The sequence below is a fragment of the Streptomyces rubrogriseus genome, assembly GCF_027947575.1.
Classification (GTDB): domain Bacteria; phylum Actinomycetota; class Actinomycetes; order Streptomycetales; family Streptomycetaceae; genus Streptomyces; species Streptomyces rubrogriseus.
In genome coordinates, this window is the sequence record NZ_CP116256.1 from 5695833 (window position 1) to 5720657 (window position 24825).

The following is a 24825-nucleotide window of genomic DNA, read 5'->3' on the forward strand; positions in this document are numbered from 1 at the left end:
GAGTTACGGACGTACGGCGGTTTCGCACGGAGATCACTCGAACCGGTGAGGCGGCCAACAGCCGCCCCGCGTCTGCCCTTTGGCTACTTCTCGACCTCGGCGGCGAGCTTGGCGAGCAGGGCGTCGTAGATCCGGGCGAGGCCCTTGGGGGCGAAGGTCTTCTCGAAGAAGCCGCCGACGCCGCCCGCGCCCTGCCAGGTGGTGAGCACGACGACCCGGGACTTGCCCTCGCCCGCCGGGGTGACCCGCCAGGTGGTGACCATGGAGGAGTTGCGGTCCTTCTCGACCAGTTCTCCGTCGGTCGGCTCGGTGACCTCCAGCAGGCAGTCGCGGACGCGCTTGCTGGTGGCCTGGAGCTTCCAGTGCACGAGGGTGCCCTCGCCGTCGCCGCCCTCCCGGACCTCGTACTCGCTGAAGTGCTCGGGCAGCAGCTTCTCGCGGGTGCCGCTGTAGTCGGCGAGGGTGTCGAACACCGTCTCCGCGTCCGCTGCGACGATCCGCTCCGTCGTCGCCTCGACCTGCGCCATCGGGTTCCTCCAGGGCCTGGTTCTCGGGTTCGGGGCAAGCCAACCACCCCGCCGCCCGGCCACCAAATCGGGGGGCGCGAAGCGGCCCCGCGCGACTCGTCCGCACGATCAAGGGAACAAGTGTTCTATTGTGTCGAACAGTGCTACCGAGGAGGCCTCAATGCGCTGGGAGAACCTCACGGACTCCGACCACGCCCGGGCGGCGGACACCGCGCTGTTCGGCGCGGACGCCGTCGTCACCCGCACGTTCGACACGCCCGAGTTCAGAGGCATCACCTTCCACGAGGTGCGGGCCCGCTCGATCCTGAACCGGGTGCCGGGGGCCTCGCGCATGCCGTTCGAGTGGACGGTGAACCCCTACCGGGGCTGCACCCACGCGTGCGTGTACTGCTTCGCGCGCAAGACCCACAGCTACCTGGACCTCGACACGGGGCTCGGGTTCGACTCCCAGATCGTCGTCAAGGTGAACGCGCCCGAGGTGCTGCGCCGCCAACTCGCCTCGCGCCGCTGGCAGGGCGAACACGTCGCCATGGGCACCAACGTCGACTGCTACCAGCGCGCGGAGGGCCGCTACCGGTTGATGCCGGGCATCATCGAGGCCCTCACCGAGCGGGCGAACCCCTTCTCCATCCTCACCAAGGGCACGCTGATCCTGCGCGACCTGGACCTGCTGACGCGGGCGGCGCGGGTGACGGAGGTGGGCATCTCGGTCTCGGTCGGCTTCACCGACGCGGAGCTGTGGCGCACCGTGGAGCCGGGCACCCCGGCCCCGGAGCGCCGGCTCGAGGTCGTCCGGGCCCTCGGCGAGCGGGGCATCGGCTGCGGAGTGCTGATGGCCCCGGTCATCCCCTTCCTCGGCGACGAACCGGCCCAGCTCAGGGCCACCGTGCGGGCCATCGCCGCCGCCGGTGCCACCTCGGTCACACCCCTGGTGCTGCACCTGCGTCCGGGGGCCCGCGAGTGGTTCATGGCCTGGCTCGGCCGGCACCACCCGCACCTGGTCCGCCGGTACGAACGGCTGTACGCGGACGGCGCCTACGCCCCGAAGTGGTACCAGCGCAGGATCACGCGTCAGGTGCACGATCTGGCCCGCGAGTACGGCATCGGTCCCGCGCGCGCGGGGATGCCGCGAAGGATCGCGGAGCCGGAGCACTCGCACCCGGCCGAACCCGCGCCTCCGGAGCCGGTGCAGCTCTCCCTCATCTGACAGCCTTCGGGCACGCGCTCCGGCCGAAGAAGTCGGCCTCGCCCAGAGCGAAAGGGATCCTCCATGACCTACGGCTGCATCGCTTCGATGAAGACCCGGCCCGGCTGCCGCGAGGAGGTGGTCTCCCTTCTCCTGAGCGCCGCCGACGGTCTGCGGGACGCCGGATGCGAGCTGTATCTCGTGGGCCTGTCCGAGGACGACGAGACGACGATCTGGGTGACCGAGGTGTGGCGGACCAGGGAACACCACGACGCCTCGCTGGAACTGCCCGAGGCGAAGGACGCGATCGGCCGGGCCATGCCCATGCTGACGGGGGAGTTCACCAAGCAGGAGATGTCGGTCGCGGGCGGGCTCGGGCTCTGACGGCACCGTGAGCCCGCCCGGAGCGGCCGAGTAAGAGCATTGGAGGGCATCTTCCGACCCAATCGGGTCAAGTATGGACAGGTCTCGTTCTTCGGAGGGCCCTCCCCGGGACGATCCGGCGAGGACCGCGACCCACGCGGCCCCTTGCCCCGCCGTCCTGGCAGTCCTGGGAGAACGCCATGAGACAACGCGCAGCCGTGCTGTGCAGCGCCGCCGTCATCGCCGCCGGGACCGTCACCGCCGTCCCCGCCGACGCGAGCGCACCACGGCCGACGCACCCCGCGCCCGCGGCGCCCGCGGCGGGCCCGCACTGGGAGAAGTGCGCCACGGAGGACTACCCGACGCTCCAGTGCGCGTCCCTGGAGGTGCCGCTCGACCACGCGCGTCCGCGCGGCAGGCGGATCACGCTGGCGCTGTCCCGCGTCCCGCACACCGCCGGGACGTACCAGGGCCCCTTGCTGGTGAACCCCGGCGGGCCCGGAGGCAGCGGGCTGACGCTCGCCGGGTTCGTGGCGTCGTCGCTGCCCGCGAAGGTGGCCGCCCAGTACGACGTCATCGGCTTCGACCCGCGCGGCGTGGGCAGGAGCACTCCCGCGCTGGACTGTCTGCCGGGCCACTTCGACCCGGTGCGCCCCGACTCGCTGCCGGACACGCCGGACGTCGAGCAGGCCAACCTCGCCCGTGCGAAGTCCTTCGCCGACGCCTGCGGCGAGAAGTACGCGGACGTGCTGCCGTACATCGACACGGTCGACGCGGCGCGGGACGTCGACGCGATCCGCGCGGCGCTCGGCGCGGAGAAGCTCAACTACTTCGGCTACTCGTACGGCACCTATCTGGGCGCCGTCTACGCCAAGCTCTACCCGCAACGGGTGCGACGGCTGGTCCTGGACTCCGTCGTCGGGCCGGACGACGTCTGGTACGACGCCAACCTCAACCAGGACCTCGCCTTCAACGACCGCCACCGGGCGTTCCTGGCCTGGGTCGCCGAGCACGACGCGGCCTACGGTCTGGGCAGCGACCCCGAGCGGGTCGAGGCCGCCTGGTACGCCATGCGGACGGCCCTGGCCAAGCGGCCGGCCGGCGGGAAGGTCGGCGCCTCCGAGCTGGAGGACACCTACATGCCGGGCGGGTACTACAACGGCTACTGGCCCTACCTGGCCGAGGCGTTCGCCGCCTACGCCAAGGACGGGGACACCGGCCCGCTGGTCGAGGCGTACGAGAACTTCGGCACCCTGGACGCCTCCGGGGACAACGGCTACAGCGTCTACACCGCGGTGCAGTGCCGCGACGCCGCCTGGCCGCGGGACTGGGACGAGTGGCGGGACGACAGCTGGGACCTGTACGAGAAGGCGCCCTTCATGGTGTGGAACAACGCCTGGTACAACGCGCCGTGTGCGTTCTGGCCCACCGGGTCCGGGCAGCCGGTGGACGTCGCCAACGGCGAGCTGCCCCCGGTCCTGCTGTTCCAGGCGACCGGCGACGCGGCCACGCCGTACGAGGGCGGCGTCGCCGCGCACCGGCTGCTGCGCGACTCCGCCCTCGTCGTCGAGGAGGGCGGCGGGAACCACGGCATCACGCTGAGCGGGAACGACTGCCTGGACGAGCACCTGGCCGCCTACCTGACCGACGGCACGGTGCCGCGCGGCGACGGTGGCGAGGCGGACGCGGTGTGCCAGGCGCTGCCGGACCCGAAGCCGCTGGAGTCCAAGGCGGCTTCCACGTCCTCGCGGGGTTCGACCCTGCACGGACTGCTCGGCTTCCGCCGCTAGGGCCTGTCTGACAATTCCCGTCTGCCGCGCCTCGGGCGACGACGCGAATTGTCAGACAGGCCCTAGCCGTCCGTTGCCGCACGCCGTGTGCCGCACCCCGTCGGCGGCGTTGTCAGTGGCGTGGTCCACGATGGACGCATGAGTGAACTGACCAGGATCCCGGCCCCCGAGGGCGTCGCGCCCGCCGCGCAGTACTCCCATGTCGTCCTCGGCACCGGGCGCTTGGTGGCCGTGTCCGGGCAGCTCGCCCTGGACGAGGACGGCAAGGTGGTCGGCGAGGGCGACCCCGCGGCCCAGGCCCGCCAGGTCTTCGAGAACCTGCGCCGGTGCCTGGCCTCGGCCGGAGCGGCCTTCGACGACGTGGTGAAGCTGACCTTCTTCGTCACGGACATGGCCCACATGGGCGCGATCCGCGCCGCCCGCGCCGAGCACATACCCGACGACCGGCTGCCGGCCGCCTCCGCGGTGCAGGTGGCCGCGCTGGTCCGGCCGGAGTTCCTCATGGAGATCGAGGCGCTCGCGGTCGTGGCGCCGTGAGCGGTCCGCAGGCCCGCGTGCGGGTGCGGGAGATGACCCTCGCGGACTGCGACCGGGTGTCCCTGATCCGGGTCCGGGGCTGGCAGAACGCCTACCGGGGCCTGATGCCGCAGCCGCACCTCGACGCGATGGACCCCACCGCCGACGCCGCGCGGCGTCGCGACCTGTTCGCCCGGGCACCGGAGGGCGTGGTGCACCTGGTCGCCGAGGACGAGGGCGGCGAGGTCGTCGGCTGGGCCTGCCACGGTCCCTACCGGGACGGCGAGACGCGCACCGCGGACGCCGAGTTGTACGCCCTCTACGTCGACACCGGACGGCTCGGCGCGGGCATCGGGCGGACTCTGCTCCAGGAGTCGGTGCGCCGGTGCCGGGCCGCCGGACACGCCCGCATGCTCCTGTGGGTGCTCGAGGGCAACACCCGCGCCCGGCGGTTCTACGAGCGGGCGGGCTTCGGCCCCGACGGTGCCGAGGAGCCCTTCGAGGTGGACGGCGTCCCGGTGCCCGAGGTGCGCTACGCCCGGGTGCTGAACGGCTGACGGCACGTCACCGTTCTCCCCCCGCCCGCCGCTCACCACTCCCTCGCCGCCCGCCGCTCACCGCTGCCCCGGGATGCGGGCCAGCGCCCGCACCGCCGCTTCGGCCAGCACCGGGTGGGCGAGCGCGTCGTTCAGGACGGGGCCGGCGCGGTCGTCGCCGAGGGCACCGAGTCCCTCGACGCAGGCGAGCGCGACGCGCCGGTACGGATCGTGCGGGCGCAGCCGCCGCTCCAGGGTGGTGATCAGCGCGGGCACCGCCTCGGGGGCCCGCAGTTCGACCAGCAGCCGTACCGGGTGCAGGGCGTAGGCGACCCGCAGTTCGTTGGTGGCGAGGGCCGCGGCCGCGCGGGCGGTCCGCGGGTCGCCGAGGCGCGCCAGGGCGTGCGCGGCCGAGGCACAGCGGGGCGGGTCGCGGTGGTTCAGCAGGAGTACGAGCGACTCGAAGGCCCGCCGGTCCCCCGCCACCCCCAGCCGGAAGGCGGCCAGTTCCCGGGCCCACAGCGGGTGTCCGGGCTCGGTGAGCACGGCGGCCAGCTCGTCCTGGTCCCCGGTCGCCACGAGCCGGTCGTACACCGCCGCGGCCTCCGGAACACCCGACGCCGCCGACTCGGCCCGTAAGCGCTCCGTGAGCGCTCGCAACTCTTCGTCCATGACACCGAGGTTAGGGGCGTCACACCCCGTCTGGGACGTACATCACGAACGTCGAGGGCTGGCGCGCTCGTTACCCGCGGGTTAACCTCAGACGAGCGGGTCACCCACCCGCAGCAACTCCTCACGGTGGTCTGGTGACGCAACCACCGGGAGGGCAGTCGGTCCGGTACCTCGGGTACCGCATCAGGACTCGGCCTCGGGACAGGGCCGGTCACAGGCCGCCGGGCGGGCGTGTGCACGCCTCCCAGGACGGCACCGGGCGTGTGCGCGAGTCGGCCCGGCAACACCCGCACTCCCTTCCTTCTCCTTCTCACGCACCCGGTGCGCCCCACGGCGTACCCGGGGCGCGTTCCCGTCGTCACCCTCATTCCTGGAGTCCCGCGATGGCCACTCCCCTGTCCCACTCCCCTCTGTCCCCGCTCCGCACCGTCGCCGTCGTCGGCCTCGGCACCATGGGCACCGGCATCGCCGAGATCCTGGCCGGGGCCGGCCGCCAGGTCGTCGGCATCGACGTCAGCGAGGCGCAGGCCGTCAAGGCGGTCGCCGCGCTGGAGTCCTCCACCGCCCGTGCCGTCGAGCGCGGGCGTCTGACCGGGCAGGAGCGCGCCGACGCCCTGGGCCGTGTCCGCACCTCCACCGACCTGCGGGCCGCCGCCGACGCCGACCTGGTGATCGAGGTCGTTCCGGAGTCGTACGAGATCAAGCAGCGGGTCTTCCGGGAGCTGGACGGGATCGTGCGTCCGGAGGCGATCCTGGCGACCGGCACCAACGCGCTGTCCGTCACGCGGCTGGCCGCCGACTCGGCCCGCCCGGAGCGGGTGCTCGGCCTGCACTTCTTCAACCCGGCACCGGCCATGAAGCTGGTCGAGGTCGTCTCCTCGGTGCTGACCGCGCCCGCCGCCGTCGCGGCCGTCACCGACCTCGCCCTGGACCTCGGCAAGGAGCCGGTCGCGGTCGGGGACCGGCCCGGGTTCGTCGCGGACGGGCTGCTGTTCGGCTACCTCAACCAGGCCGCCGCGATGTACGAGGCGAACTACGCCTCCCGCGAGGACATCGACGCCGCGATGCGGCTCGGCTGCGGCCTGCCGATGGGGCCGCTGGCCCTGCTCGACCTGGTGGGCGTGGACACCGCCCGCACGGTCCTGGAGGCCATGTACGCCGCCTCCCGCGACCGGCTGCACGCCCCCGCGCCGATCCTCAGGCAGCTCAGCGAGGCGGGCCTGACGGGGCGCAAGGCGGGGCGCGGCTTCTACACCTACGAGGCGCCCGGCAGCTCGGTCGTGGTGCCGGACGCGCTGACCCCGGCCAAGGGCGGCGACGCGGTCGCCGGGCGGCCGGTGCGCGCGGTGGGGGTGGCCGGTTCGGGCACCATGGCGTCCGGCATCGCGGAGGTGTTCGCCAAGGCCGGGTACGAGGTGGTGCTGGCCGCCCGCAGCGCGGAGAAGGCGCAGACGGCCAAGGCCCGGATCGGGAAGTCCCTGTCCCGTTCGGTCGACAAGGGACGCATGACCGCCGAGGCGGCCGCGCGGACCCTGGAGCTGATCACTCCGACGGGCACCTACGACGACTTCGCCGACGTCGACCTGGCCGTGGAGGCCGTCGCCGAGGACCTGGAGGTCAAGCGGCAGCTGTTCGCCACGCTGGACAAGGTCTGCAAGCCCGGCGCCGTGCTGGCCACCACCACGTCCTCGCTGCCGGTCGTCGCCTGCGCCCGCGCCACCTCGCGCCCGCAGGACGTGATCGGCATGCACTTCTTCAACCCGGCGCCGGCCATGAAGCTGGTCGAGGTGGTCCGCACGGTGCTGACCGCCGACGACGTGCACGCCACCGTGCACGAGGCCTGCGCCAAGGTGCGCAAGCACGCCGTGGACTGCGGCGACCGGGCCGGGTTCATCGTGAACGCGCTGCTGTTCCCGTACCTCAACAACGCGGTCAAGATGGTGCAGGAGCACTACGCGACCCTCGACGACATCGACGCGGCGATGAAGCTGGGCGGCGGCTACCCCATGGGCCCGTTCGAGCTGCTCGACGTGGTCGGACTCGACGTGTCGCTGGCCATCGAGAAGGTCCTGCACCGGGAGTTCCGCGACCCGGGCCTCGCCCCGGCGCCGCTGCTCGAGCACCTGGTGGCCGCGGGCTGCCTCGGCCGCAAGACGGGCCGCGGTTTCCGCGAGCATGCCCGCCGCTGAGCCGCCGGGCGACCGGCCGCGGTCCGAGGAGGACTGGGGCGGACTGCTCGATCCGGCCGGGTCTCCCCCGCCTGCCGCAGGCGGGGGAATCCCCGGTCACGCGCATGATTGCGCCCGCATGCAGTACGTTCGGGTCATGTCCCAGCCCGCCAAGTCCTCACGTACCTCAGCCACGTCCGACGCGCCGGAGAGCGCGGCCGGCAGCCGGGCCGCCGCCCAGCGGCTCAAAATGCGCCGGGAGCTGGCGGCGGCGGCGATGGAGCTGTTCGCGACCAAGGGGTACGAGGCGACCACCGTCGACGAGATCGCGGCCCAGGCCGGGGTCGCCCGCCGCACCTTCTTCCGCCACTTCCGCTCCAAGGAAGAGGCGATCTTCCCGGACCACGACGACACCCTGGTGCGGGCCGAGGCGGTGCTCAACGCGGCGCCCGCGCACGAGCATCCGCTCGACACGGTGTGCCGCGGCATCAAGGAAGTCATGAAGATGTACGCGGCCCGGCCGGAGATCTCGGTGGCCCGCTACAAGCTGACGCGCGAGGTGCCCACCCTGCGCGAGGCGGAGATCGCGTCGGTGGCCCGTTACGAGCGGCTGTTCACCCGCTATCTGCTCGGCCACTTCGACGAGCACGCGCACGACGACGACGCCAACGACGACCCGCTGCTCGCGGAGGTCGCGGCGTCCGCCGTGGTGACCGCGCACAACCACGTGCTGCGGCGCTGGCTGCGGGCCGACGGGCAGGGCGACGTCGAGGCCGAGCTGGACCACGCCTTCGCGATCGTGCGGAAGACCTTCGGCACGGGCATCGGGGCGGGCCGCAGCACGGCCGCCACCGCCCGTCCCGCCGCCTCCTCGGCCTCCGTGCAGGGCGAGGTGCTCGTGACGGTGGCGCGCACCGACGCGCCGCTGCACGAGGTCATGCGCACCATCGAGCAGGCGCTCAAGGAGCGCTGACCGTCCCTCTCCGCACCGTTCCGCTCTGTGACGACGGCCACCCACCGGGTGGCCGTTTTTGCATGTCGGCGCCCGTTTTTCCCCTCGAGCGGGAGATGATTCGATCGATCATCGCTCATCTGTCACGTAAAGAATTCATCTGAGAACAGTTTCTGGCACTCAGTGCCTTGCGGGGTGACACGCGGTGTCATACGTTGAAGGTGTTCGGGCTGTCCCCGCACCTCATCCCCTGCGCGTCCGAACGCCTGCGTCACAGGCACACACCCTCACCTCAGCAGCACCGACGTAACCCTCAGCGCCCCTCCCTCAGGGCGCTCACCGCCGGAGGCAACACCGTGACCGTGAAGGACATCCTGGACGCGATCCAGTCGCCCGACTCCACGCCGGCCGACATCGCCGCACTGCCGCTCCCCGAGTCGTACCGCGCGATCACCGTGCACAAGGACGAGACCGAGATGTTCGCGGGCCTCGAGACCCGCGACAAGGACCCCCGCAAGTCGATCCACCTGGACGACGTGCCGGTGCCCGAGCTGGGCCCCGGCGAGGCCCTGGTGGCCGTCATGGCCTCCTCGGTCAACTACAACTCGGTGTGGACCTCGATCTTCGAGCCGCTGTCCACCTTCGGTTTCCTGGAGCGCTACGGCCGGGTCAGCGAGCTCACCAAGCGCCACGACCTGCCGTACCACGTCATCGGCTCCGACCTGGCCGGCGTCGTCCTGCGCACCGGCCCCGGCGTCAACGCCTGGCAGGCGGGCGACGAGGTCGTCGCCCACTGCCTCTCCGTCGAGCTGGAGTCCTCCGACGGCCACAACGACACGATGCTCGACCCCGAGCAGCGCATCTGGGGCTTCGAGACCAACTTCGGCGGCCTGGCGGAGATCGCGCTGGTCAAGTCCAACCAGCTGATGCCGAAGCCGGACCACCTCAGCTGGGAGGAGGCCGCCGCCCCGGGGCTGGTCAACTCCACCGCGTACCGGCAGCTGGTCTCCCGCAACGGCGCCGGGATGAAGCAGGGCGACAACGTGCTCATCTGGGGCGCGAGCGGCGGACTCGGCTCCTACGCCACCCAGTTCGCCCTCGCCGGCGGCGCCAACCCGATCTGCGTCGTCTCCAGCGAGCAGAAGGCGGACATCTGCCGGGCGATGGGCGCCGACGCGATCATCGACCGCAACGCCGAGGGCTACCGGTTCTGGAAGGACGAGAACACCCAGGACCCCAAGGAGTGGAAGCGCTTCGGCAAGCGCATCCGCGAACTCACCGGCGGCGAGGACATCGACATCGTGTTCGAGCACCCCGGCCGCGAGACCTTCGGCGCCTCCGTCTTCGTCACCCGCAAGGGCGGCACCATCACCACCTGCGCCTCGACCTCGGGCTACATGCACGAGTACGACAACCGCTACCTGTGGATGTCCCTGAAGCGCATCATCGGCTCCCACTTCGCCAACTACCGCGAGGCCTGGGAGGCCAACCGCCTCATCGCCAAGGGCAAGATCCACCCGACGCTCTCCAAGGTGTACTCGCTGGAGGACACCGGCCAGGCCGCCTACGACGTCCACCGCAACCTCCACCAGGGCAAGGTCGGCGTGCTGTGCCTGGCGCCCGAGGAGGGCCTGGGCGTGCGCGACCACGAGAAGCGCGCGAAGCACCTCGACGCCATCAACCGCTTCCGGAACATCTGAGGACGGCGGAGGCCACACATGACTGAGCGTCAGAAGGACCGGCCGTGGCTCATGCGCACCTACGCCGGTCACTCCACGGCCGAGGCGTCCAACGAGCTGTACCGGCGCAACCTGGCCAAGGGGCAGACGGGTCTGTCGGTCGCCTTCGACCTGCCGACCCAGACCGGCTACGACTCCGACCACGTCCTCGCCCGCGGCGAGGTCGGCCGGGTCGGCGTGCCGGTCGCGCACCTCGGTGACATGCGCCGGCTGTTCCAGGACATCCCGCTGGAGCAGATGAACACCTCGATGACCATCAACGCCACGGCCATGTGGCTGCTGGCGCTCTACCAGGTCGTCGCGGAGGAGCAGGGCGCGGACATCACCGAGCTCCAGGGCACGACCCAGAACGACATCGTCAAGGAGTACCTGTCCCGGGGGACGCACGTCTTCCCGCCGGGGCCGTCGCTCCGCCTGACGACCGACATGATCGCGTACACGGTCTCCCACCTGCCCAAGTGGAACCCGATCAACATCTGCAGCTACCACCTGCAGGAGGCGGGCGCCACGCCGGTGCAGGAGATCGCGTACGCGATGTCCACCGCGATCGCCGTGCTCGACGCGGTGCGCGACAGCGGTCAGGTGCCGCAGGAGCGGATGGGCGACGTGGTGGGCCGCATCTCCTTCTTCGTCAACGCGGGCGTGCGCTTCGTCGAGGAGATGTGCAAGATGCGCGCCTTCGGCCGCATCTGGGACCGCGTCACCCGCGAGCGGTACGGCATCGAGAACCCCAAGCACCGCCGCTTCCGCTACGGCGTCCAGGTCAACTCCCTGGGCCTCACGGAGGCGCAGCCGGAGAACAACGTCCAGCGGATCGTGCTGGAGATGCTGGCGGTCACCCTCTCCAAGGACGCACGCGCGCGTGCCGTGCAGTTGCCGGCCTGGAACGAGGCGCTGGGCCTGCCGCGCCCCTGGGACCAGCAGTGGTCGCTGCGCATCCAGCAGGTGCTGGCGCACGAGAGCGACCTGCTGGAGTACGAGGACCTCTTCGAGGGCTCGAAGGTGGTCGAGGCGAAGGTCGACGAGCTGGTCGAGGCGGCGTTCGCGGAGATCGACCGCATCCAGGAGATGGGCGGCGCGATGGCCGCCGTGGAGTCCGGCTACCTCAAGTCCCAGCTGGTGGCCTCGCACGCCGAGCGCCGGGCCCGGATCGAGTCCGGCGAGGAGAAGATCATCGGTGTCAACGCCTTCGAGGGCACCGAACCCAACCCGCTGACCGCCGACCTGGACACCGCGATCCAGACGGTCGACCCGGCGGTGGAGGCCCGTGTCATCGCCTCGCTGCGGAACTGGCGGGACACGCGGTACCAGCCGCCCTTCAACCACCCGCGCCCCTGCAAGGCGCTGGAGAAGCTGAAGGAGGCGGCGCGCGGCACCGGCAACCTCATGGAGGCCACCCTGGAGTGCGCCCGCGCCGGCGCCACGACCGGCGAGTGGGCCGGGGCGCTGCGCGAGGTCTTCGGCGAGTTCCGCGCTCCGACCGGCGTGTCCTCGGCGCCGGTCGCGGTCACCGCGGAGGAGGGTTCGGCCCTCTCCGAGGTGCGCCGCAAGGTGGAGCTGACGGCCAAGGAGATGGAGGTCGGCAAGCTCCGCTTCCTGGTCGGCAAGCCCGGCCTGGACGGCCACTCCAACGGCGCCGAGCAGATCGCCGTGCGCGCCCGCGACGCCGGGTTCGAGGTGGTCTACCAGGGCATCCGGCTCACCCCGGAGCAGATCGTGGACGCCGCCCTCGCGGAGGACGTGCACGCGGTGGGCCTGTCCATCCTGTCCGGCTCGCACGCCCAACTGGTGCCGGACGTGCTCGAACGGCTCCGTGTGGCCGGTGCCACAGACATCCCGGTGATCGCCGGTGGCATCATCCCGAACGGTGACGCCGAGGAACTGCGGGCCGCGGGAGTGGCCGCGGTCTTCACCCCGAAGGACTTCGACATCACCGGCATCATCGGCCGGATCGTCGACGAGATCCGGTACGCGAACAAGCTCGACCCCCTGGAGGTCCCCGCATGACCACGGTCAACCGTCTCCGCCCCCGGCGTTCCTGCCTGGCCGTACCCGGCTCGAACCCGCGCTTTTTGGAGAAGGCCCAGGGCCTCCCGGCGGACCAGGTCTTCCTGGACCTGGAGGACGCCTGCGCGCCGCTCGCCAAGCCGGAGGCGCGGCACACCATCGTCAAGTTCCTCAACGAGGGCGACTGGACCGGCAAGACCCGTGTCGTGCGCGTCAACGACTGGACGACCGAGTGGACGTACCGGGACGTCGTGACGGTGGTGGAGGGCGCGGGCCCGAACCTGGACTGCATCATGCTGCCGAAGGTCCAGGACGCCCAGCAGGTCGTCGCGCTCGACCTCCTGCTCACCCAGATCGAGAAGACGATGGGCTTCGAGGTCGGCCGGATCGGCATCGAGGCGCAGATCGAGAACGCGCAGGGCCTGAACAACGTCAACGAGATCGCCCAGGCGAGCCCGCGCGTGGAGACCATCATCTTCGGCCCGGCCGACTTCATGGCGTCGATCAACATGAAGTCCCTGGTCGTGGGCGAGCAGCCGCCCGGCTACCCGGCGGACGCCTACCACTACATCCTGATGAAGATCCTGATGGCCGCGCGCGCCAACGACCTCCAGGCCATCGACGGCCCCTACCTCCAGATCCGCAACGTGGACGGCTACCGCGAGGTCGCGCAGCGCGCCGCCGCCCTCGGCTTCGACGGCAAGTGGGTGCTGCACCCCGGCCAGGTCGAGGCGTCCAACGAGATCTTCTCGCCCTCCCAGGAGGACTACGACCACGCCGAGCTGATCCTGGACGCGTACGACTACTACACGTCCGAGGCGGGCGGCAAGAAGGGCTCGGCGATGCTCGGCGACGAGATGATCGACGAGGCCAGCCGCAAGATGGCGCTGGTCGTCTCCGGCAAGGGACGTGCGGCCGGCATGCGGCGCACGTCGAAGTTCGAGATCCCGGAGGGTTGAGGGCGATGCAGTTCGGACGCACCTACGAGGAGTTCGAGGTCGGGGCGACGTACAAGCACTGGCCCGGGAAGACGGTCACGGAGTACGACGACCACCTGTTCTGCCTCCTCACCATGAACCACCACCCGCTCCACATGGACGCCAACTACGCCGAGCAGACGACGGACTTCGGCAAGAACGTGGTGGTCGGCAACTACATCTACTCGCTCCTGCTCGGCATGTCCGTCCCGGACGTGTCCGGCAAGGCGATCGCCAACCTGGAGATCGAGTCGCTCAAGCACGTGGCGCCGACCTTCCACGGCGACACGGTCTACGGCCAGACGACCGTGCTCGACAAGTGGCCCTCCAAGTCGAAGAACGACCGCGGCATCGTCCACGTCGAGACCAAGGGCTACAAGCAGGACGGCACCCTGGTCTGCGTCTTCCGCCGCAAGGTGATGGTGCCGACCGAGACGTACACCAAGGAGCGCGGCGGCGAGCAGCCCGGCCGGCCCGAGCTGAAGGAACAGGGGAAGTAGAGATGAGCCGCCTCGCCCAGACCCACGGCCTCACGGACGTCCAGCGGGAGATCCTCTCCACCGTCCGGGACTTCGTGGACAAGGAGATCATCCCGGTCGCCACCGAGCTGGAGCACCGCGACGAGTACCCGCAGGACATCGTGGACGGGCTGACGGAACTCGGCCTGTTCGGCCTGATGATTCCCGAGGAGTACGGGGGCCTGGGCGAGTCGCTCCTGACCTACGCCCTGTGCGTGGAGGAGATCGCCCGCGGCTGGATGTCGGTGTCCGGCATCATCAACACGCACTTCATCGTGGCGTACATGCTGAAGCAGCACGGCACGCAGGAGCAGAAGGACCACTTCCTGCCCCGCATGGCCGCGGGCGACATCCGGGGCGCCTTCTCGATGTCCGAGCCGGCGCTGGGCTCCGACGTGTCGGCGATCTCCTCGAAGGCGGTGCGGGACGGCGAGGAGTACGTCCTGAACGGCCAGAAGATGTGGCTGACGAACGGCGGTACGTCGTCACTGGTGGCCGTACTGGTGAAGAGTGACGAGGGTCACCCGGAGGGCACGGCCCCGCACAAGTCGATGACGACCTTCCTGGTGGAGAAGGAGCCCGGTTTCGGTGAGGTCCGGCCGGGCCTGACCATCCCCGGGAAGATCGACAAGATGGGCTACAAGGGCGTCGACACCACCGAGCTCATCATGGACGGCCTGCGCATTCCGGCCAATCGGGTGCTCGGCGGCGTCACCGGCCGAGGTTTTTACCAAATGATGGACGGCGTCGAGGTCGGCCGCGTCAACGTGGCGGCCCGTGGCTGCGGCGTCGCTCAGCGTGCCTTCGAACTCGGTGTCCGGTACGCCCAGCAGCGTCACACTTTCGGCAAGCAGATCGCCCAGCACCAGGCCATCCAGTTCAAGCTCGCGGAGATGGCTACCAAGGTGGAGGCGGCGCATGCGATGATGGTGAACGCTGCGCGCAAAAAGGACTCGGGCGAACGAAACGACCTGGAAGCGGGGATGGCCAAGTACCTCGCCTCCGAGTACTGCAAGGAGGTCGTGGAGGACGCCTTCCGGATCCACGGCGGATACGGCTTCTCCAAGGAGTACGAGATCGAGCGCCTCTACCGCGAGGCGCCGATGCTGCTCATCGGTGAAGGCACCGCCGAGATCCAGAAAATGATCATCGGCCGCCGACTGCTCGAAGAGTATCGATTCCAGGGTTAGATGTCCGGATACGGGGTGTTTTCTTGGAGAAGAAGGTCACACCCCGTAGGCAGTGTTCGGCCGCCGACTCGGCTTCCTGGCTTACCCAGTTGCGGCGCGGAGCCGCTACGATCGCCGGAAAGCCGCCGTCCCCCGTCATAGCGCGGCATCATCCGCTACGAAGGTCATCCATGCCCCACAGCCAAACCTCTGCACCTCGCGACAGCCTCGCCGGCGTACGCCTCGCGCGCGGAGCCTCGCCGTGGCTTCTGCCGACCGTCGCCACCGCAGCCGTCAGCCTCCTGCGGGCCCGCCGTTCCGGCACCGCCAAGGCCGTCGCCGTCCCCGCCACCGCGCTCGCGGCGGGGATGCTGTGGTTCTTCCGCGACCCCGAGCGCGAGATCACCCAGGGCCGGGTCGTCTCGCCCGCCGACGGTGTGGTGCAGAGCATCATGCCGTGGAAGGACGGCCGCACCCGCGTCGCGATCTTCATGAGCCCGCTCAACGTCCACGTCAACCGCGCGCCGCTGTCCGGCACGGTCACGTCGGTCGAGCACGTACCGGGCGGCTTCGTTCCCGCTTTCAACAAGGAGAGCGAGAACAACGAGCGCGTCGTGTGGCACTTCGACACCGAGCTCGGCGACATCGAGATGATCCAGATCGCCGGAGCGGTGGCCCGCCGTATCGTCCCGTACGTGCCGCAGGGCACCAAGGTCGAGCAGGGCGAGCGGGTCGGTCTGATCCGCTTCGGCTCCCGCGTCGACCTGTACCTGCCGGAGGGTGTGGAGGTCGACGTCGAGGTGGGGCAGAAGACGGTGGCTGGGGTGACTCGAATTGACCGTGATTGATCCACAGACCCAGGCCGGATGGGTGCCGGAGGCCGACGAGGTGGACGACGAGGAGGAGATGCCGCTCTCGCTCCGCCTGTCGATAGCGGACACGCTCACGCTCGGCAACGCCACGTGCGGCTTCATGGCGGTGTACTTCACCACCACCGGCATCCTGATCCCGCACCTCATGGGCAGCGACGAGTCGGGCATGGCCCGGCACAGCGCGGCCACCGCGGTCATCCTGATGCTGTGCGCGGCGATCTTCGACCTGTTCGACGGTCTGGTCGCCCGCAAGCTGCGGTCCTCGCCGATGGGCGCGGAGCTGGACAACCTCTCCGACCTGATCAGCTTCGGCCTGGCACCGGCGTACTTCGTCCTCGTCTACGGCATGGTCGCGGACGACGCCTACCAGCGGGTGGCGGCGGTGGGGGCGATCGTGGTGCTGCTGGCGGTGGTGCTGCGGCTCGCGCGGTTCTCCTGCGTCACCGTCAAGGACGGCACCTTCCAGGGCATGCCGTCGCCGTTCGGGGCGCTGACGGTGGTGTCGATCGTGCTGCTGGAGCTGCCGTTCGTGGCGACGCTGCTGGCGATCCTGGGCACGGCCTGGCTGATGGTGAGCCGGGTCGAGTACCCGAAGCCGCGGGGGCGCCTCGCGGTGGCGATGCTGTCCTGGATCGTCCTGTCGATGGGGCTGCTGGCCGGCTGGGCGTTCGACGCGCCGAGCGGGCAGCTGCTGCTGCAGACGGGGTGTGCGTTGCAGCTGGTGATGGGGGCGGTGATCCCCCTGTTCGCCACGGCTCGCAGGGTGAACAACTTCCGTGACAATCGGCGGGAGGCGCGGGCCGCGCAATTGCCGTGACGGCGTCTTGAGGGCCCCGAACCTGGTTGGGTTCGGGGCCCTCCGCTTTTCGGGCGCCCGGTGTCGGTGCGGGCGTCCCTGGGGGCTCCGCCCCCAGACCCCCGGGCCTATGCCCACCCACCACCCGACTCGGTGGGGAGAGAGGTGACGTTTCCGTCCCGTCCGGCGTTTGAGGACGAGGCCCGTTCAGGGCCGTAAGCGGGGGTCTGCGGGTGGCGGGGGCGAGACTCCCCTACGCGACGAAGTCCCGCGCGATCGACTCCGCCACCCGCTCCAGGATCGGCCCGGCCTCCGCGATGCACTTCGCCACGTCCGGCTCCACATCCGTCAGCGGATACGCCCGCCGGATCCCCGCCCGCCCCAGCGTCTCCGCCGGCAGCGCAAGGCGTCCGCACACCGCGACGACCTCCTTGCCCGCGGCCCGGGCCGCCGCCGCGACGCCCGCCGGTGCCTTCCCGTGCAGGGTCTGCTCGTCCAGCGAGCCCTCCCCCGTGATCACCAGGTCCGCCCGCTCCAGCGCCGACGCGAAGCCCAGCACGTCCAGCATCACCTCGATGCCGGGCCGGAACCGCGCGCCCAGCAGCATCGCGCCGAACCCGATGCCGCCCGCCGCACCCGCGCCCGGCGACGCGGCGTACTCGGCGGCACGCGCGCCCACGGTCTCCGTCCGCTCCAGCACCTTCGCGAAGTGCGCCAGGGCCGCGTCCAGGGCCGTCACGTCGTCCGGCGAGGCACCCTTCTGCGGCCCGTAGACCGCCGGGGCGCCCTTCGGGCCGGTCAGCGGATTGTCGACGTCGCTGGCGAGCACCAGCTCCACGTCGGACAGGCGGGGGTCGAGGCCCGACAGGTCGGCCGAGACCAGCCCCGCGAGACCGCCCCCGCCGGGCGCGACCGGCTCGCCGTCCGCGTCCAGGAACCGTGCGCCCAGCGCGGCCAGCATCCCGGCGCCGCCGTCCGTGGTGGCGCTGCCGCCGACCCCGAACACGATCGTCCGCGCGCCCGCGTCCAGCGCGGCCCGCAGCAGCTCGCCCGAGCCGTACGTGGACGACGTCAGCGGCGCGAGGACGCCTTCCGGGAGCCGCTGGAGGCCGCTGGCCTCGGCCATCTCCACGACGGCGGTGTCCTCGCGCAGCGCGTACGCCGCCGTCACCTCCGCGCCGAGGGGGCCCGCGACCCGTACCTCCCGGCGTTCGAACCCGGCCGCGACCGCGGCGGCCACCGTGCCGTCGCCGCCGTCGGCGACGGGCAGCGCCTCGACCAGGACGTCCGGCACGACGCGGCGCAGTCCGGCCGTGACGCGCTCGGCGACCTCGACGGCCGTCAGCGAGCCCTTGAACTTGTCCGCGGCGACGAGTACCCGGCGGGTCCCGTCCACAGCAGCGTCAGCCACCTTGCTCTCCCCTTGCTCTCCGAGCCTTGCGCACGTCAAGGCAGTCGCGCCGCTGCGACCCTAACCGGAGGACGCCCGCGCCGTCATGCCCTGCCCACACCGTGGAACCCGCCGTGCACCCGCTCCGGGAGGGCGCCGGGCCCGGAGCCGGGCCGCTCGTTACGCTGCCGGGATGACCACTGCTGACTACGCCACCTACATCGCCGGACTGCCCCGCGTCCTCGCCGGAGCCGCCGCGGTCTTCCGGGACGCCGCGGGGCGCGTGCTGCTCGTCGAGCCCAACTACCGCGAGGGGTGGGCGCTGCCCGGCGGGACGATCGAGTCCGAGGACGGGGAGAGCCCGCGGCAGGGCGCGTGGCGGGAGACCCTGGAGGAGATCGGACTCGACGTGCGGATCGGTCGGCTGCTCGCGGTGGACTGGTCGAACGGGGCGGGCAGGCCGCCGATCGTGGCGTACCTGTACGACGGCGGGGTCCTGTCGGAGGACGACCTCAAGGCGATCCGGTTGCAGGAGGAGGAGCTGCTGTCCTGGCGGCTGGTGCCGCGCGAGGAACTCGGCGACCACCTGCTCGGTTCCCTGCACGGCCGGGTGCTGGCCGCGCTGGACGTACTGGCGGACGGCTCCGGCACGGCCGAGCTGGAGGACGGCGTGCGGGTCGACCGATAACCGTTCGCCGACCGCACCCCCGCGCCCTACCCTCGACCGCATGACCGGCAAGCCTCTCGTCGCCATCCTCAGCGGTGCCGGCGTCTCCACCGACTCCGGCATCCCCGACTACCGCGGTCCGAACGGTCTGTGGCGGCGCGACCCGGAGGCCGAGAAGCTCGTCACGTACGAGTACTACATGGGCGATCCGGAGATCAGGCGGCGCTCCTGGCTGATGCGGCGGGACAGCGCCGCGCTGCACGCCGAGCCGAACGCGGCGCACCGCGCGGTGGCCGACCTGGAGCGCCGCGGGGTACCGGTGCGCGTGCTCACGCAGAACGTGGACGGTCTGCACCAGCTCGCCGGGGTCTCCGCCCGCAAGGTCCTCGAACTGCACGGCACCGCGCGCGCCTACGTGTGCACCGGCTGCGGGGTCCGGGGGCCGATGGCGGACGCGCTGGCCCGGCTCGAGGCCGGTGAGGCCGACCCGCCGTGCCTGGAGTGCGGCGGCATTCTGAAGTCGGCGACCGTGATGTTCGGCGAGCGCCTCGACCCGGTGGTGCTGGGCGAGGCGGCCGCCATCAGCAAGGCGTGCCGGGTGTTCGTCGCGGTCGGCACCAGTCTCCAGGTGGAGCCCGCCGCCGGACTGGCCCGGGTCGCCGTCGAGCACGGGGCCCGGCTGGTCGTCGTCAACGCGGAGCCGACGCCCTACGACGACCTGGCCGACGAGGTGGTCCGGGAGCCGATCGGCACCGCCCTGCCCGCGCTGCTGCGCGGGCTGGGCTGAGCCTCGACGGCGGGAACCGGGGACCGGAGGCCGGTCAGAACAGGGTGTCGGCGAGGCGGTCGACCTGGTCGGGGTCCGAGGTCCAGCAGTAGAGCACGACCTCGTCGGCGCCGATGTCCCGGAAGGCGTCGACGGCGGCCCGGATCTCCCGTGCGGTGGTGAGCAGGCCCTCGGCCATGTACTCGGCGCGTCCGGTGAAGGCGTAGTAGTCGCGGAGGTTGCGCCGGGCCCGCTCCACCGTGGCGTCGGGGCCGAGGGCGACGCTCGCCTGGGCGACCAGGCGCGGCCGGCCCGGGCGGTCGTACTTCCGCCAGACCGCCTCGACCCGGCGGAACAGGCCGCTCATGTGCGCGGCGGGCAGCGCGGCGCCGAGGAACCCGTCGCCGAACCGGCCGACCCGTTCCAGGGCGGCCGGGGCGAAGCCGCCGAACAGCACCCGCGGTCCGCCGGGCGTGGCGGGGCGGGGCCCGATGGGGCCGACGTCGCGGCCGTAGGGCTCGCCGTCCCAGGTGCGGCGCAGGAGGGCCATCTGCTCGTCGAGGCGGCGGCCCCGGCGGTGGAGGTCGATGCCGGCGGCGAGGCAGTCGTCGGCGCGCCCGCCGACTCCGATGCCGAGCGTGAAGCGGCCGTCCGACAGGCGGTCGAGGGTGGCGGTCTGCTTGGCGAGCAGCGCGGTGTTGTGGACGGGGGCGATCAGCACCTCGGTCTGCAGGCGGATGCGGGAGGTGGCGCCCGCCAGGGTCGCGAGGGTGATCAGGGGTTCGGGGTTGTCGTAGACGAGCCGGTCGAGCAGTCCCAGCGTGCTGAAGGGGAGCGCGTCGGCGCGCCGGGCCCAGGTCGGCAGCAGGGCGGGGTCGTCGACGGGCAGGCCGAGGCCGATGTGCGGGCGGTGCGTGGAATGCATGGGTGCGGTCCTCCGGAGGGCATGCCGAAAAGTGGCGCCGCCCCTCCGTGGTCCCGGGCTGCTGTGCGCGGGCCTGCTCCCCATCTGCGGCATCGTTCGGGAGAGCGTGGTCTTCGAAGTCCGGTGAGCGTAACGGGCCCCGCGGCGCACGGGCAACGCGTTTTCGCCCGGGGCCCGCGCGGCTAGAACAGGGCCTGCGGCGCCGCCGCCCCGCGTTCGAAGTCCAGCAGCCGCTGCTTGCGCTCCAGGCCGCCGCCGTAGCCGGTGAGGCCGCCGCTCGCGCCGATGACGCGGTGGCAGGGGACGATGATGCCGATCGGGTTGCGGCCGTTGGCGAGGCCCACGGCGCGGGAGGCGGCCGGGTTGCCGAGGGCGGCGGCGAGTTCGCCGTAGGTGCGGGTCTCGCCGTACGGGATCTTCTGGAGCTGTGTCCAGACGGTGCGCTGGAACGGGGTGCCGTTCAGCCGCAGGCCGAGGGTGAAGTCCTTCAGTTCGCCGGTGAAGTAGGCCTCCAGCTGCTCCTCGGTCTCGGCGAAGGGGCGTTCGTCGCGTGCGCCGAAGGTCTCCTCGGCCGGGCGGTGGCGCTGGTCGGTCATGTAGAGGCCGCACAGGGCGCCGTCCTCGGCGACGAGGGTGAGTGCGCCGTAGGGGCTGTCGATCACGGTGTGCTGTTTCACGGGTTTCGCTCCGGCTCCTCGAACGGGCTCGACGGTCTCATACGGGCAGGAAGTTGATCGGGTGGTCGTCGGTCGCCCACAGGTACTGGACGGCGTACGCCCGCCAGGGCCGCCAGGCCGCCGCGCGGGCGGTGAGCGCGGCCGGGGTGGAGGGCAGGCCCAGTTCGGCGGCGGCGCGGCGGATGCCGAGGTCGGTGGGGAGGAAGGCGTCGGGGTCGCCGAGGGCGCGCATGGCGATGACGTCGGCGGTCCAGGGGCCGAAGCCGGGGAGGTCGAGGAGTCGGGCGCGGGTCTCGGCCCAGTCGGACTCGACGCCCGGGTTGACCGAGCCGTCGGCCAGGTGGGCGACCAGGGTGGTGAAGGTGGTGCGGCGGGTCCTGGGCATCGCCAGGGTCTCCGGGTCCACCGCCGCCAGCGCCTCGGTCGACGGGAAGAGGTGGGTGAGGCCGCCCTCGGGGTCGTCCACCGGATCGCCGTGCGCGGTGACCAGGCGGGCGGCGTGGGTGCGGGCGGCTGCGGTGGAGACCTGCTGGCCGAGCACGGCCCGTACGGCGAACTCCGCCTCGTCCACGGTGCGCGGCACCCGCCGCCCGGGGGCCTTGTCGACGAGCGGCGCGAGCAGCGGGTCGGCGCGCAGCTGGTCGTCGATCGCCACCGGATCGGCGTCCAGGTCGAGCAGGCGCCGGCAGCGGCTGATGGCGACGGTCAGGTCGCGCAGGTCGCTGAGGGTGAGGCGGCAGGCGATGTGGTCGGGGTTGGGGGTGAGGGCCACGATGCCGTGACCGTACGGGAGGCGCAGGGTGCGGCGGTACGCGCCGTCCTTCCACTCCTCCACGCCGGGTACGGCGGTGGCGGCGAGGTGGCCGAAGAGGTTGTCGGGGTTGAGGGGGGCGCGGAAGGGGAGGCGGAGGGACAGGGCGCCGGGGGCGGTGGTGGCGGGGCGGTTCCTGGGGGCGCGGGTGCGCAGTTCGCTCGGGGAGAGGGCGTAGACCTCGCGGACCGTGTCGTTGAAGGTGCGGATGGAGGAGAAGCCGGCCGCGAAGGCGATGTCCGCCATGGGCAGCGGGGTGGTCTCGATCAGCAGCCGCGCGGTCTGGGCGCGCTGTGCGCGGGCGAGGGCGAGGGGGCCCGCGCCCAGTTCGGCCAGGAGCTGGCGTTCGACCTGGCGGGTGCTGTAGCCGAGGCGGGCGGCGAGACCGGGCACGCCCTCGCGGTCCACGACGCCGTCGGCGATCAGGCGCATGGCGCGGGCCGTGAGGTCGGCGCGCCGGTTCCACTCGGGCGAGCCGGGGCTGGTGTCCGGACGGCAGCGCTTGCACGCCCGGAACCCGGCCTGCTGGCAGGCCGCCGCGCTCGGGTAGAAGGTCATGTTCCCGGGCTTGGGCGGCACCACCGGACAGCTCGGCCGGCAGTAGATGCCGGTGGTCAGGACGGCCGTGAAGAACCAGCCGTCGAACCGCGCGTCCTTCGACTGCACGGCGCGCACGCAGCGCTCGGTGTCGGTGTGCATTCCCGTCTGCATGGGTCCAGGATGGTGCACCGGCCGGGCCGGGGCTGGCGGGAATCCGACATGGAGGTGCCGCGTGCTGGGGCCTGGCGGATCACTCCGGGCGCCAGGCCGACTCGCGCAGCAGCCGCAGGCCGTTCAGACCGACCAGCACGGTCGAGCCCTCGTGGCCCGCGACGCCGAGCGGCAGCGGGAGGTGGCCGATGAGGTCCCACAGGACGAGGACGGTGATGAAGACCCCGGCGACGGCCAGGTTCTGGACGACCAGCCTGCGGGCACGCCGGGAGAGGTCCACGACCGCGGGTACGGCCGTCAGCTCGTCGCGTACGACGACCGCGTCGGCGGTCTCCAGGGCGAGGTCGGAGCCTGCCCCGCCCATGGCGACACCGGCGTGCGCGGCGGCCAGTGCGGGGGCGTCGTTGACGCCGTCGCCGACGAAGAGCACCTTGCGGCCGGCCCGCTCGCGCTCCCGTACGGCCTCGACCTTGCCCTCGGGCAGCAGTCCGGCGCGGACGTCGGTGATACCGGTCGCGTCGGCCACGCGGGCGGCGGCGGCCGCGTGGTCGCCGGTGAGCAGGGTGGGGGCGGTGCCGGTGAGGGCGGTGAGCCGGGTGGTGGCCCGGGCGGCGTCGGCGCGGAGGCGGTCGGTGAGGGCGAGGGTGCCCAGCGGGGTGCCGTCGCGGGTGACGCGGACGGTGGTCTCGGCGCCCGCAGCGCCCTCGGTGGGATCGGCGCGGCCGACGTGCACCGTGCGGCCGTCGACCACGGCCGTCACGCCGCGGCCGGGAGCCGCCGTGAAGTCGTCGGCGGGCGCGATGTGCAGTCCCCGGGCGCGGGCGGCGGCCACGATCGCGCGGGCCAGCGGGTGCTCGCTGGGGTGCTCGGCCGCGGCGGCGAGGGCGAGGAGGGCGTCCTCGTCGACATCCCCACCGGCCACCGGACTTACGGCGGTCACCTCGGGGGTCCCCTCGGTGAGGGTGCCGGTCTTGTCGAGGGCGGCGGTGTCGATCTCGCCGAGGCGTTCCATGGCGACCGCCGACTTGACCAGGACGCCGTGCCGGCCGGCGTTGGCGATGGCCGAGAGCAGCGGCGGCATGGTCGCCAGGACGACCGCGCACGGCGAGGCGACGATCATGAAGGTCATGGCGCGCAGCAGGGCGTCCGTGAGGTCGGCACCGAAGGCGAGCGGGATGCCGAAGACCGCGAGGGTGGCGACGACCACCCCGACCGAGTAGCGCTGCTCGATCTTCTCGATGAACAGCTGGGTCGGCGCCTTGGTGCGGGACGCCTCCTCGACCAGGGTGACGATCCGGGCGATGACCGAGTCGGCCGGATCGCGCCCGACGCGGACGCGCAGGGCGCCGGTGCCGTTGAGGGTGCCGGCGAAGACGTCGTCGCCGGGGCGCTTGAGGACGGGCAGGGACTCGCCGGTGATGGTGGCCTGGTCGACCTCGCCGGTGCCCTCGACGACGGTGCCGTCGGCGCCGATCCGCTCGCCCGGCCGGACCAGGACCAGGTCGCCGACGGCGAGGTCGGCGGCGGGGACGGTCTCCTCGCCGCCTTCCCGCAGGCGGGTCGCGGTGGTGGGCGCGAGGTCGAGCAGGCCGCGCACGGAGTCGGCGGTGCGGGCGGTGGCCAGGGCCTCCAGGGCGCCGGAGGTGGCGAAGATGACGATCAGCAGGCCGCCGTCGAGGACCTGCCCGATGGCGGCCGCGCCGAGCGCCGCGACGATCATCAGCAGATCGACGTCCAGGGTCTTCTCGCGCAGCGCCCGCAGCCCTTCCAGCGCGGGCTCCCAGCCGCCGGCGGCATAGGCGAGCGCGTACAGCGGGCCGTACGTCCAGGCGGGGGCGGAGCCCAGGTCGAGGGGCAGGGCCGCGAGGAAGGCTACGAGGGAGACCAGCGCCCAGCGGGCCTCGGGCAGGGTGAGGACGCGGGTGCGGCGGCGGGGCGGCGCAGCCGCGGCGGGCGCGGTCTGCGGAGCGGGGGCGAGGGTGGTGGACACGCGGCCCACCATACAGGAACACATGAAGACTCATTCATTCTTTCATCCGTTCATGTGCCTCCGCCGAGTCCTCCGTAGGTCCTCCGTAGGTCCCCCGTAG

General features: G+C 72.0%; 23 protein-coding genes. 16 read left to right on the forward strand and 7 right to left on the reverse strand.

What is annotated here, in order from left to right; translation table 11 throughout:
- Positions 1-83: 83 nt before the first annotated feature.
- On the reverse strand, positions 84-527 hold the full coding sequence (locus Sru02f_RS25970) for an SRPBCC family protein (RefSeq protein WP_003972496.1): 444 nt from the start codon (positions 525-527) through the stop codon (positions 84-86).
- Between the two features lie 160 nt (positions 528-687).
- On the opposite strand from Sru02f_RS25970, the gene Sru02f_RS25975 reads away from it, so the two are divergent.
- From Sru02f_RS25975 to Sru02f_RS25995, 5 genes are all read left to right on the forward strand, one after another.
- Positions 688-1734: an Rv2578c family radical SAM protein gene (locus tag Sru02f_RS25975; RefSeq protein WP_109028477.1), complete on the forward strand. Its 1047-nt coding sequence runs from the start codon at positions 688-690 to the stop codon at positions 1732-1734.
- A gap of 63 nt (positions 1735-1797) precedes the next feature.
- Complete coding sequence (locus tag Sru02f_RS25980; protein WP_109028476.1) at positions 1798-2097, forward strand: putative quinol monooxygenase; 300 nt, start codon at positions 1798-1800, stop codon at positions 2095-2097.
- A gap of 179 nt (positions 2098-2276) precedes the next feature.
- Positions 2277-3866: an alpha/beta hydrolase gene (locus Sru02f_RS25985; protein WP_109028475.1), complete on the forward strand. Its 1590-nt coding sequence runs from the start codon at positions 2277-2279 to the stop codon at positions 3864-3866.
- Between the two features lie 138 nt (positions 3867-4004).
- Positions 4005-4403 (forward strand): RidA family protein, encoded by a 399-nt coding sequence (locus Sru02f_RS25990; protein ID WP_109028474.1) that lies wholly within the window; start codon positions 4005-4007, stop codon positions 4401-4403.
- Complete coding sequence (locus tag Sru02f_RS25995; RefSeq protein WP_109028473.1) at positions 4400-4939, forward strand: GNAT family N-acetyltransferase; 540 nt, start codon at positions 4400-4402, stop codon at positions 4937-4939. The genes Sru02f_RS25990 and Sru02f_RS25995 overlap by 4 nt, the downstream gene beginning before the upstream one ends.
- 57 nt (positions 4940-4996) lie before the next feature.
- Here the strand turns inward: Sru02f_RS25995 and Sru02f_RS26000 are convergent, their stop codons facing one another.
- Positions 4997-5590: an adenylosuccinate lyase gene (locus tag Sru02f_RS26000; RefSeq protein ID WP_109028472.1), complete on the reverse strand. Its 594-nt coding sequence runs from the start codon at positions 5588-5590 to the stop codon at positions 4997-4999.
- 383 nt (positions 5591-5973) lie between these two features.
- Between Sru02f_RS26000 and Sru02f_RS26005 the strand changes: the two genes are divergently transcribed.
- From Sru02f_RS26005 to pssA, 9 genes are all read left to right on the forward strand, one after another.
- Positions 5974-7779: a 3-hydroxyacyl-CoA dehydrogenase family protein gene (locus tag Sru02f_RS26005; protein ID WP_109028471.1), complete on the forward strand. Its 1806-nt coding sequence runs from the start codon at positions 5974-5976 to the stop codon at positions 7777-7779.
- A 136-nt stretch (positions 7780-7915) separates the two neighbouring features.
- A complete protein-coding gene (locus tag Sru02f_RS26010; protein ID WP_109028962.1) occupies positions 7916-8731 on the forward strand; it encodes a TetR family transcriptional regulator in 816 nt (271 codons plus the stop codon).
- A gap of 341 nt (positions 8732-9072) precedes the next feature.
- Complete coding sequence (gene ccrA, locus Sru02f_RS26015; RefSeq protein WP_167469235.1) at positions 9073-10410, forward strand: crotonyl-CoA carboxylase/reductase; 1338 nt, start codon at positions 9073-9075, stop codon at positions 10408-10410.
- Positions 10411-10428: 18 nt separating this feature from the next.
- Complete coding sequence (locus tag Sru02f_RS26020) at positions 10429-12456, forward strand: protein meaA (RefSeq protein ID WP_109028469.1); 2028 nt, start codon at positions 10429-10431, stop codon at positions 12454-12456.
- Entirely contained in the window at positions 12453-13415 is a 963-nt protein-coding gene (locus Sru02f_RS26025; RefSeq protein ID WP_109028468.1) for an HpcH/HpaI aldolase/citrate lyase family protein, read from the forward strand. Before Sru02f_RS26020 ends, Sru02f_RS26025 begins: the two co-directional genes overlap by 4 nt.
- Before the next feature lie 5 nt (positions 13416-13420).
- Positions 13421-13933, forward strand: a complete 513-nt coding sequence (locus Sru02f_RS26030) for a MaoC family dehydratase (protein ID WP_109028467.1) — start codon at positions 13421-13423, stop codon at positions 13931-13933.
- 2 nt (positions 13934-13935) lie between these two features.
- Entirely contained in the window at positions 13936-15141 is a 1206-nt protein-coding gene (locus Sru02f_RS26035; RefSeq protein WP_109028466.1) for an acyl-CoA dehydrogenase family protein, read from the forward strand.
- A gap of 170 nt (positions 15142-15311) precedes the next feature.
- Positions 15312-15968 carry a phosphatidylserine decarboxylase gene (locus Sru02f_RS26040; RefSeq protein WP_109028465.1) on the forward strand — a complete coding sequence of 219 codons (657 nt, stop codon included), beginning with the start codon at positions 15312-15314 and terminating at the stop codon, positions 15966-15968.
- A gap of 22 nt (positions 15969-15990) precedes the next feature.
- Entirely contained in the window at positions 15991-16809 is an 819-nt protein-coding gene (gene pssA / locus Sru02f_RS26045; protein ID WP_030178550.1) for a CDP-diacylglycerol--serine O-phosphatidyltransferase, read from the forward strand.
- 232 nt (positions 16810-17041) lie between these two features.
- Here pssA and Sru02f_RS26050 read toward each other — a convergent pair whose 3' ends face one another.
- Positions 17042-18184, reverse strand: coding sequence for a glycerate kinase (locus Sru02f_RS26050; protein WP_109028464.1), 1143 nt, complete (start codon positions 18182-18184; stop codon positions 17042-17044).
- Positions 18185-18371: 187 nt separating this feature from the next.
- Between Sru02f_RS26050 and Sru02f_RS26055 the strand changes: the two genes are divergently transcribed.
- Both Sru02f_RS26055 and Sru02f_RS26060 read left to right on the forward strand, forming a co-directional pair.
- Positions 18372-18866 carry an NUDIX domain-containing protein gene (locus Sru02f_RS26055; RefSeq protein WP_109028463.1) on the forward strand — a complete coding sequence of 165 codons (495 nt, stop codon included), beginning with the start codon at positions 18372-18374 and terminating at the stop codon, positions 18864-18866.
- A 40-nt stretch (positions 18867-18906) separates the two neighbouring features.
- Entirely contained in the window at positions 18907-19632 is a 726-nt protein-coding gene (locus Sru02f_RS26060; protein WP_109028462.1) for a Sir2 family NAD-dependent protein deacetylase, read from the forward strand.
- A 34-nt stretch (positions 19633-19666) separates the two neighbouring features.
- Here Sru02f_RS26060 and Sru02f_RS26065 read toward each other — a convergent pair whose 3' ends face one another.
- The 4 genes from Sru02f_RS26065 to Sru02f_RS26080 all read right to left on the reverse strand — a co-directional run bounded on the left by Sru02f_RS26065 (position 19667) and on the right by Sru02f_RS26080 (position 24737).
- Entirely contained in the window at positions 19667-20536 is an 870-nt protein-coding gene (locus tag Sru02f_RS26065; protein WP_109028461.1) for an LLM class flavin-dependent oxidoreductase, read from the reverse strand.
- A gap of 182 nt (positions 20537-20718) precedes the next feature.
- Positions 20719-21213 carry a methylated-DNA--[protein]-cysteine S-methyltransferase gene (locus Sru02f_RS26070; RefSeq protein ID WP_109028460.1) on the reverse strand — a complete coding sequence of 165 codons (495 nt, stop codon included), beginning with the start codon at positions 21211-21213 and terminating at the stop codon, positions 20719-20721.
- A 37-nt stretch (positions 21214-21250) separates the two neighbouring features.
- Positions 21251-22735, reverse strand: coding sequence for an AlkA N-terminal domain-containing protein (locus Sru02f_RS26075; RefSeq protein ID WP_280524843.1), 1485 nt, complete (start codon positions 22733-22735; stop codon positions 21251-21253).
- Positions 22736-22814: 79 nt separating this feature from the next.
- Positions 22815-24737: a heavy metal translocating P-type ATPase gene (locus Sru02f_RS26080; RefSeq protein WP_174854965.1), complete on the reverse strand. Its 1923-nt coding sequence runs from the start codon at positions 24735-24737 to the stop codon at positions 22815-22817.
- Positions 24738-24825: the final 88 nt, after the last annotated feature.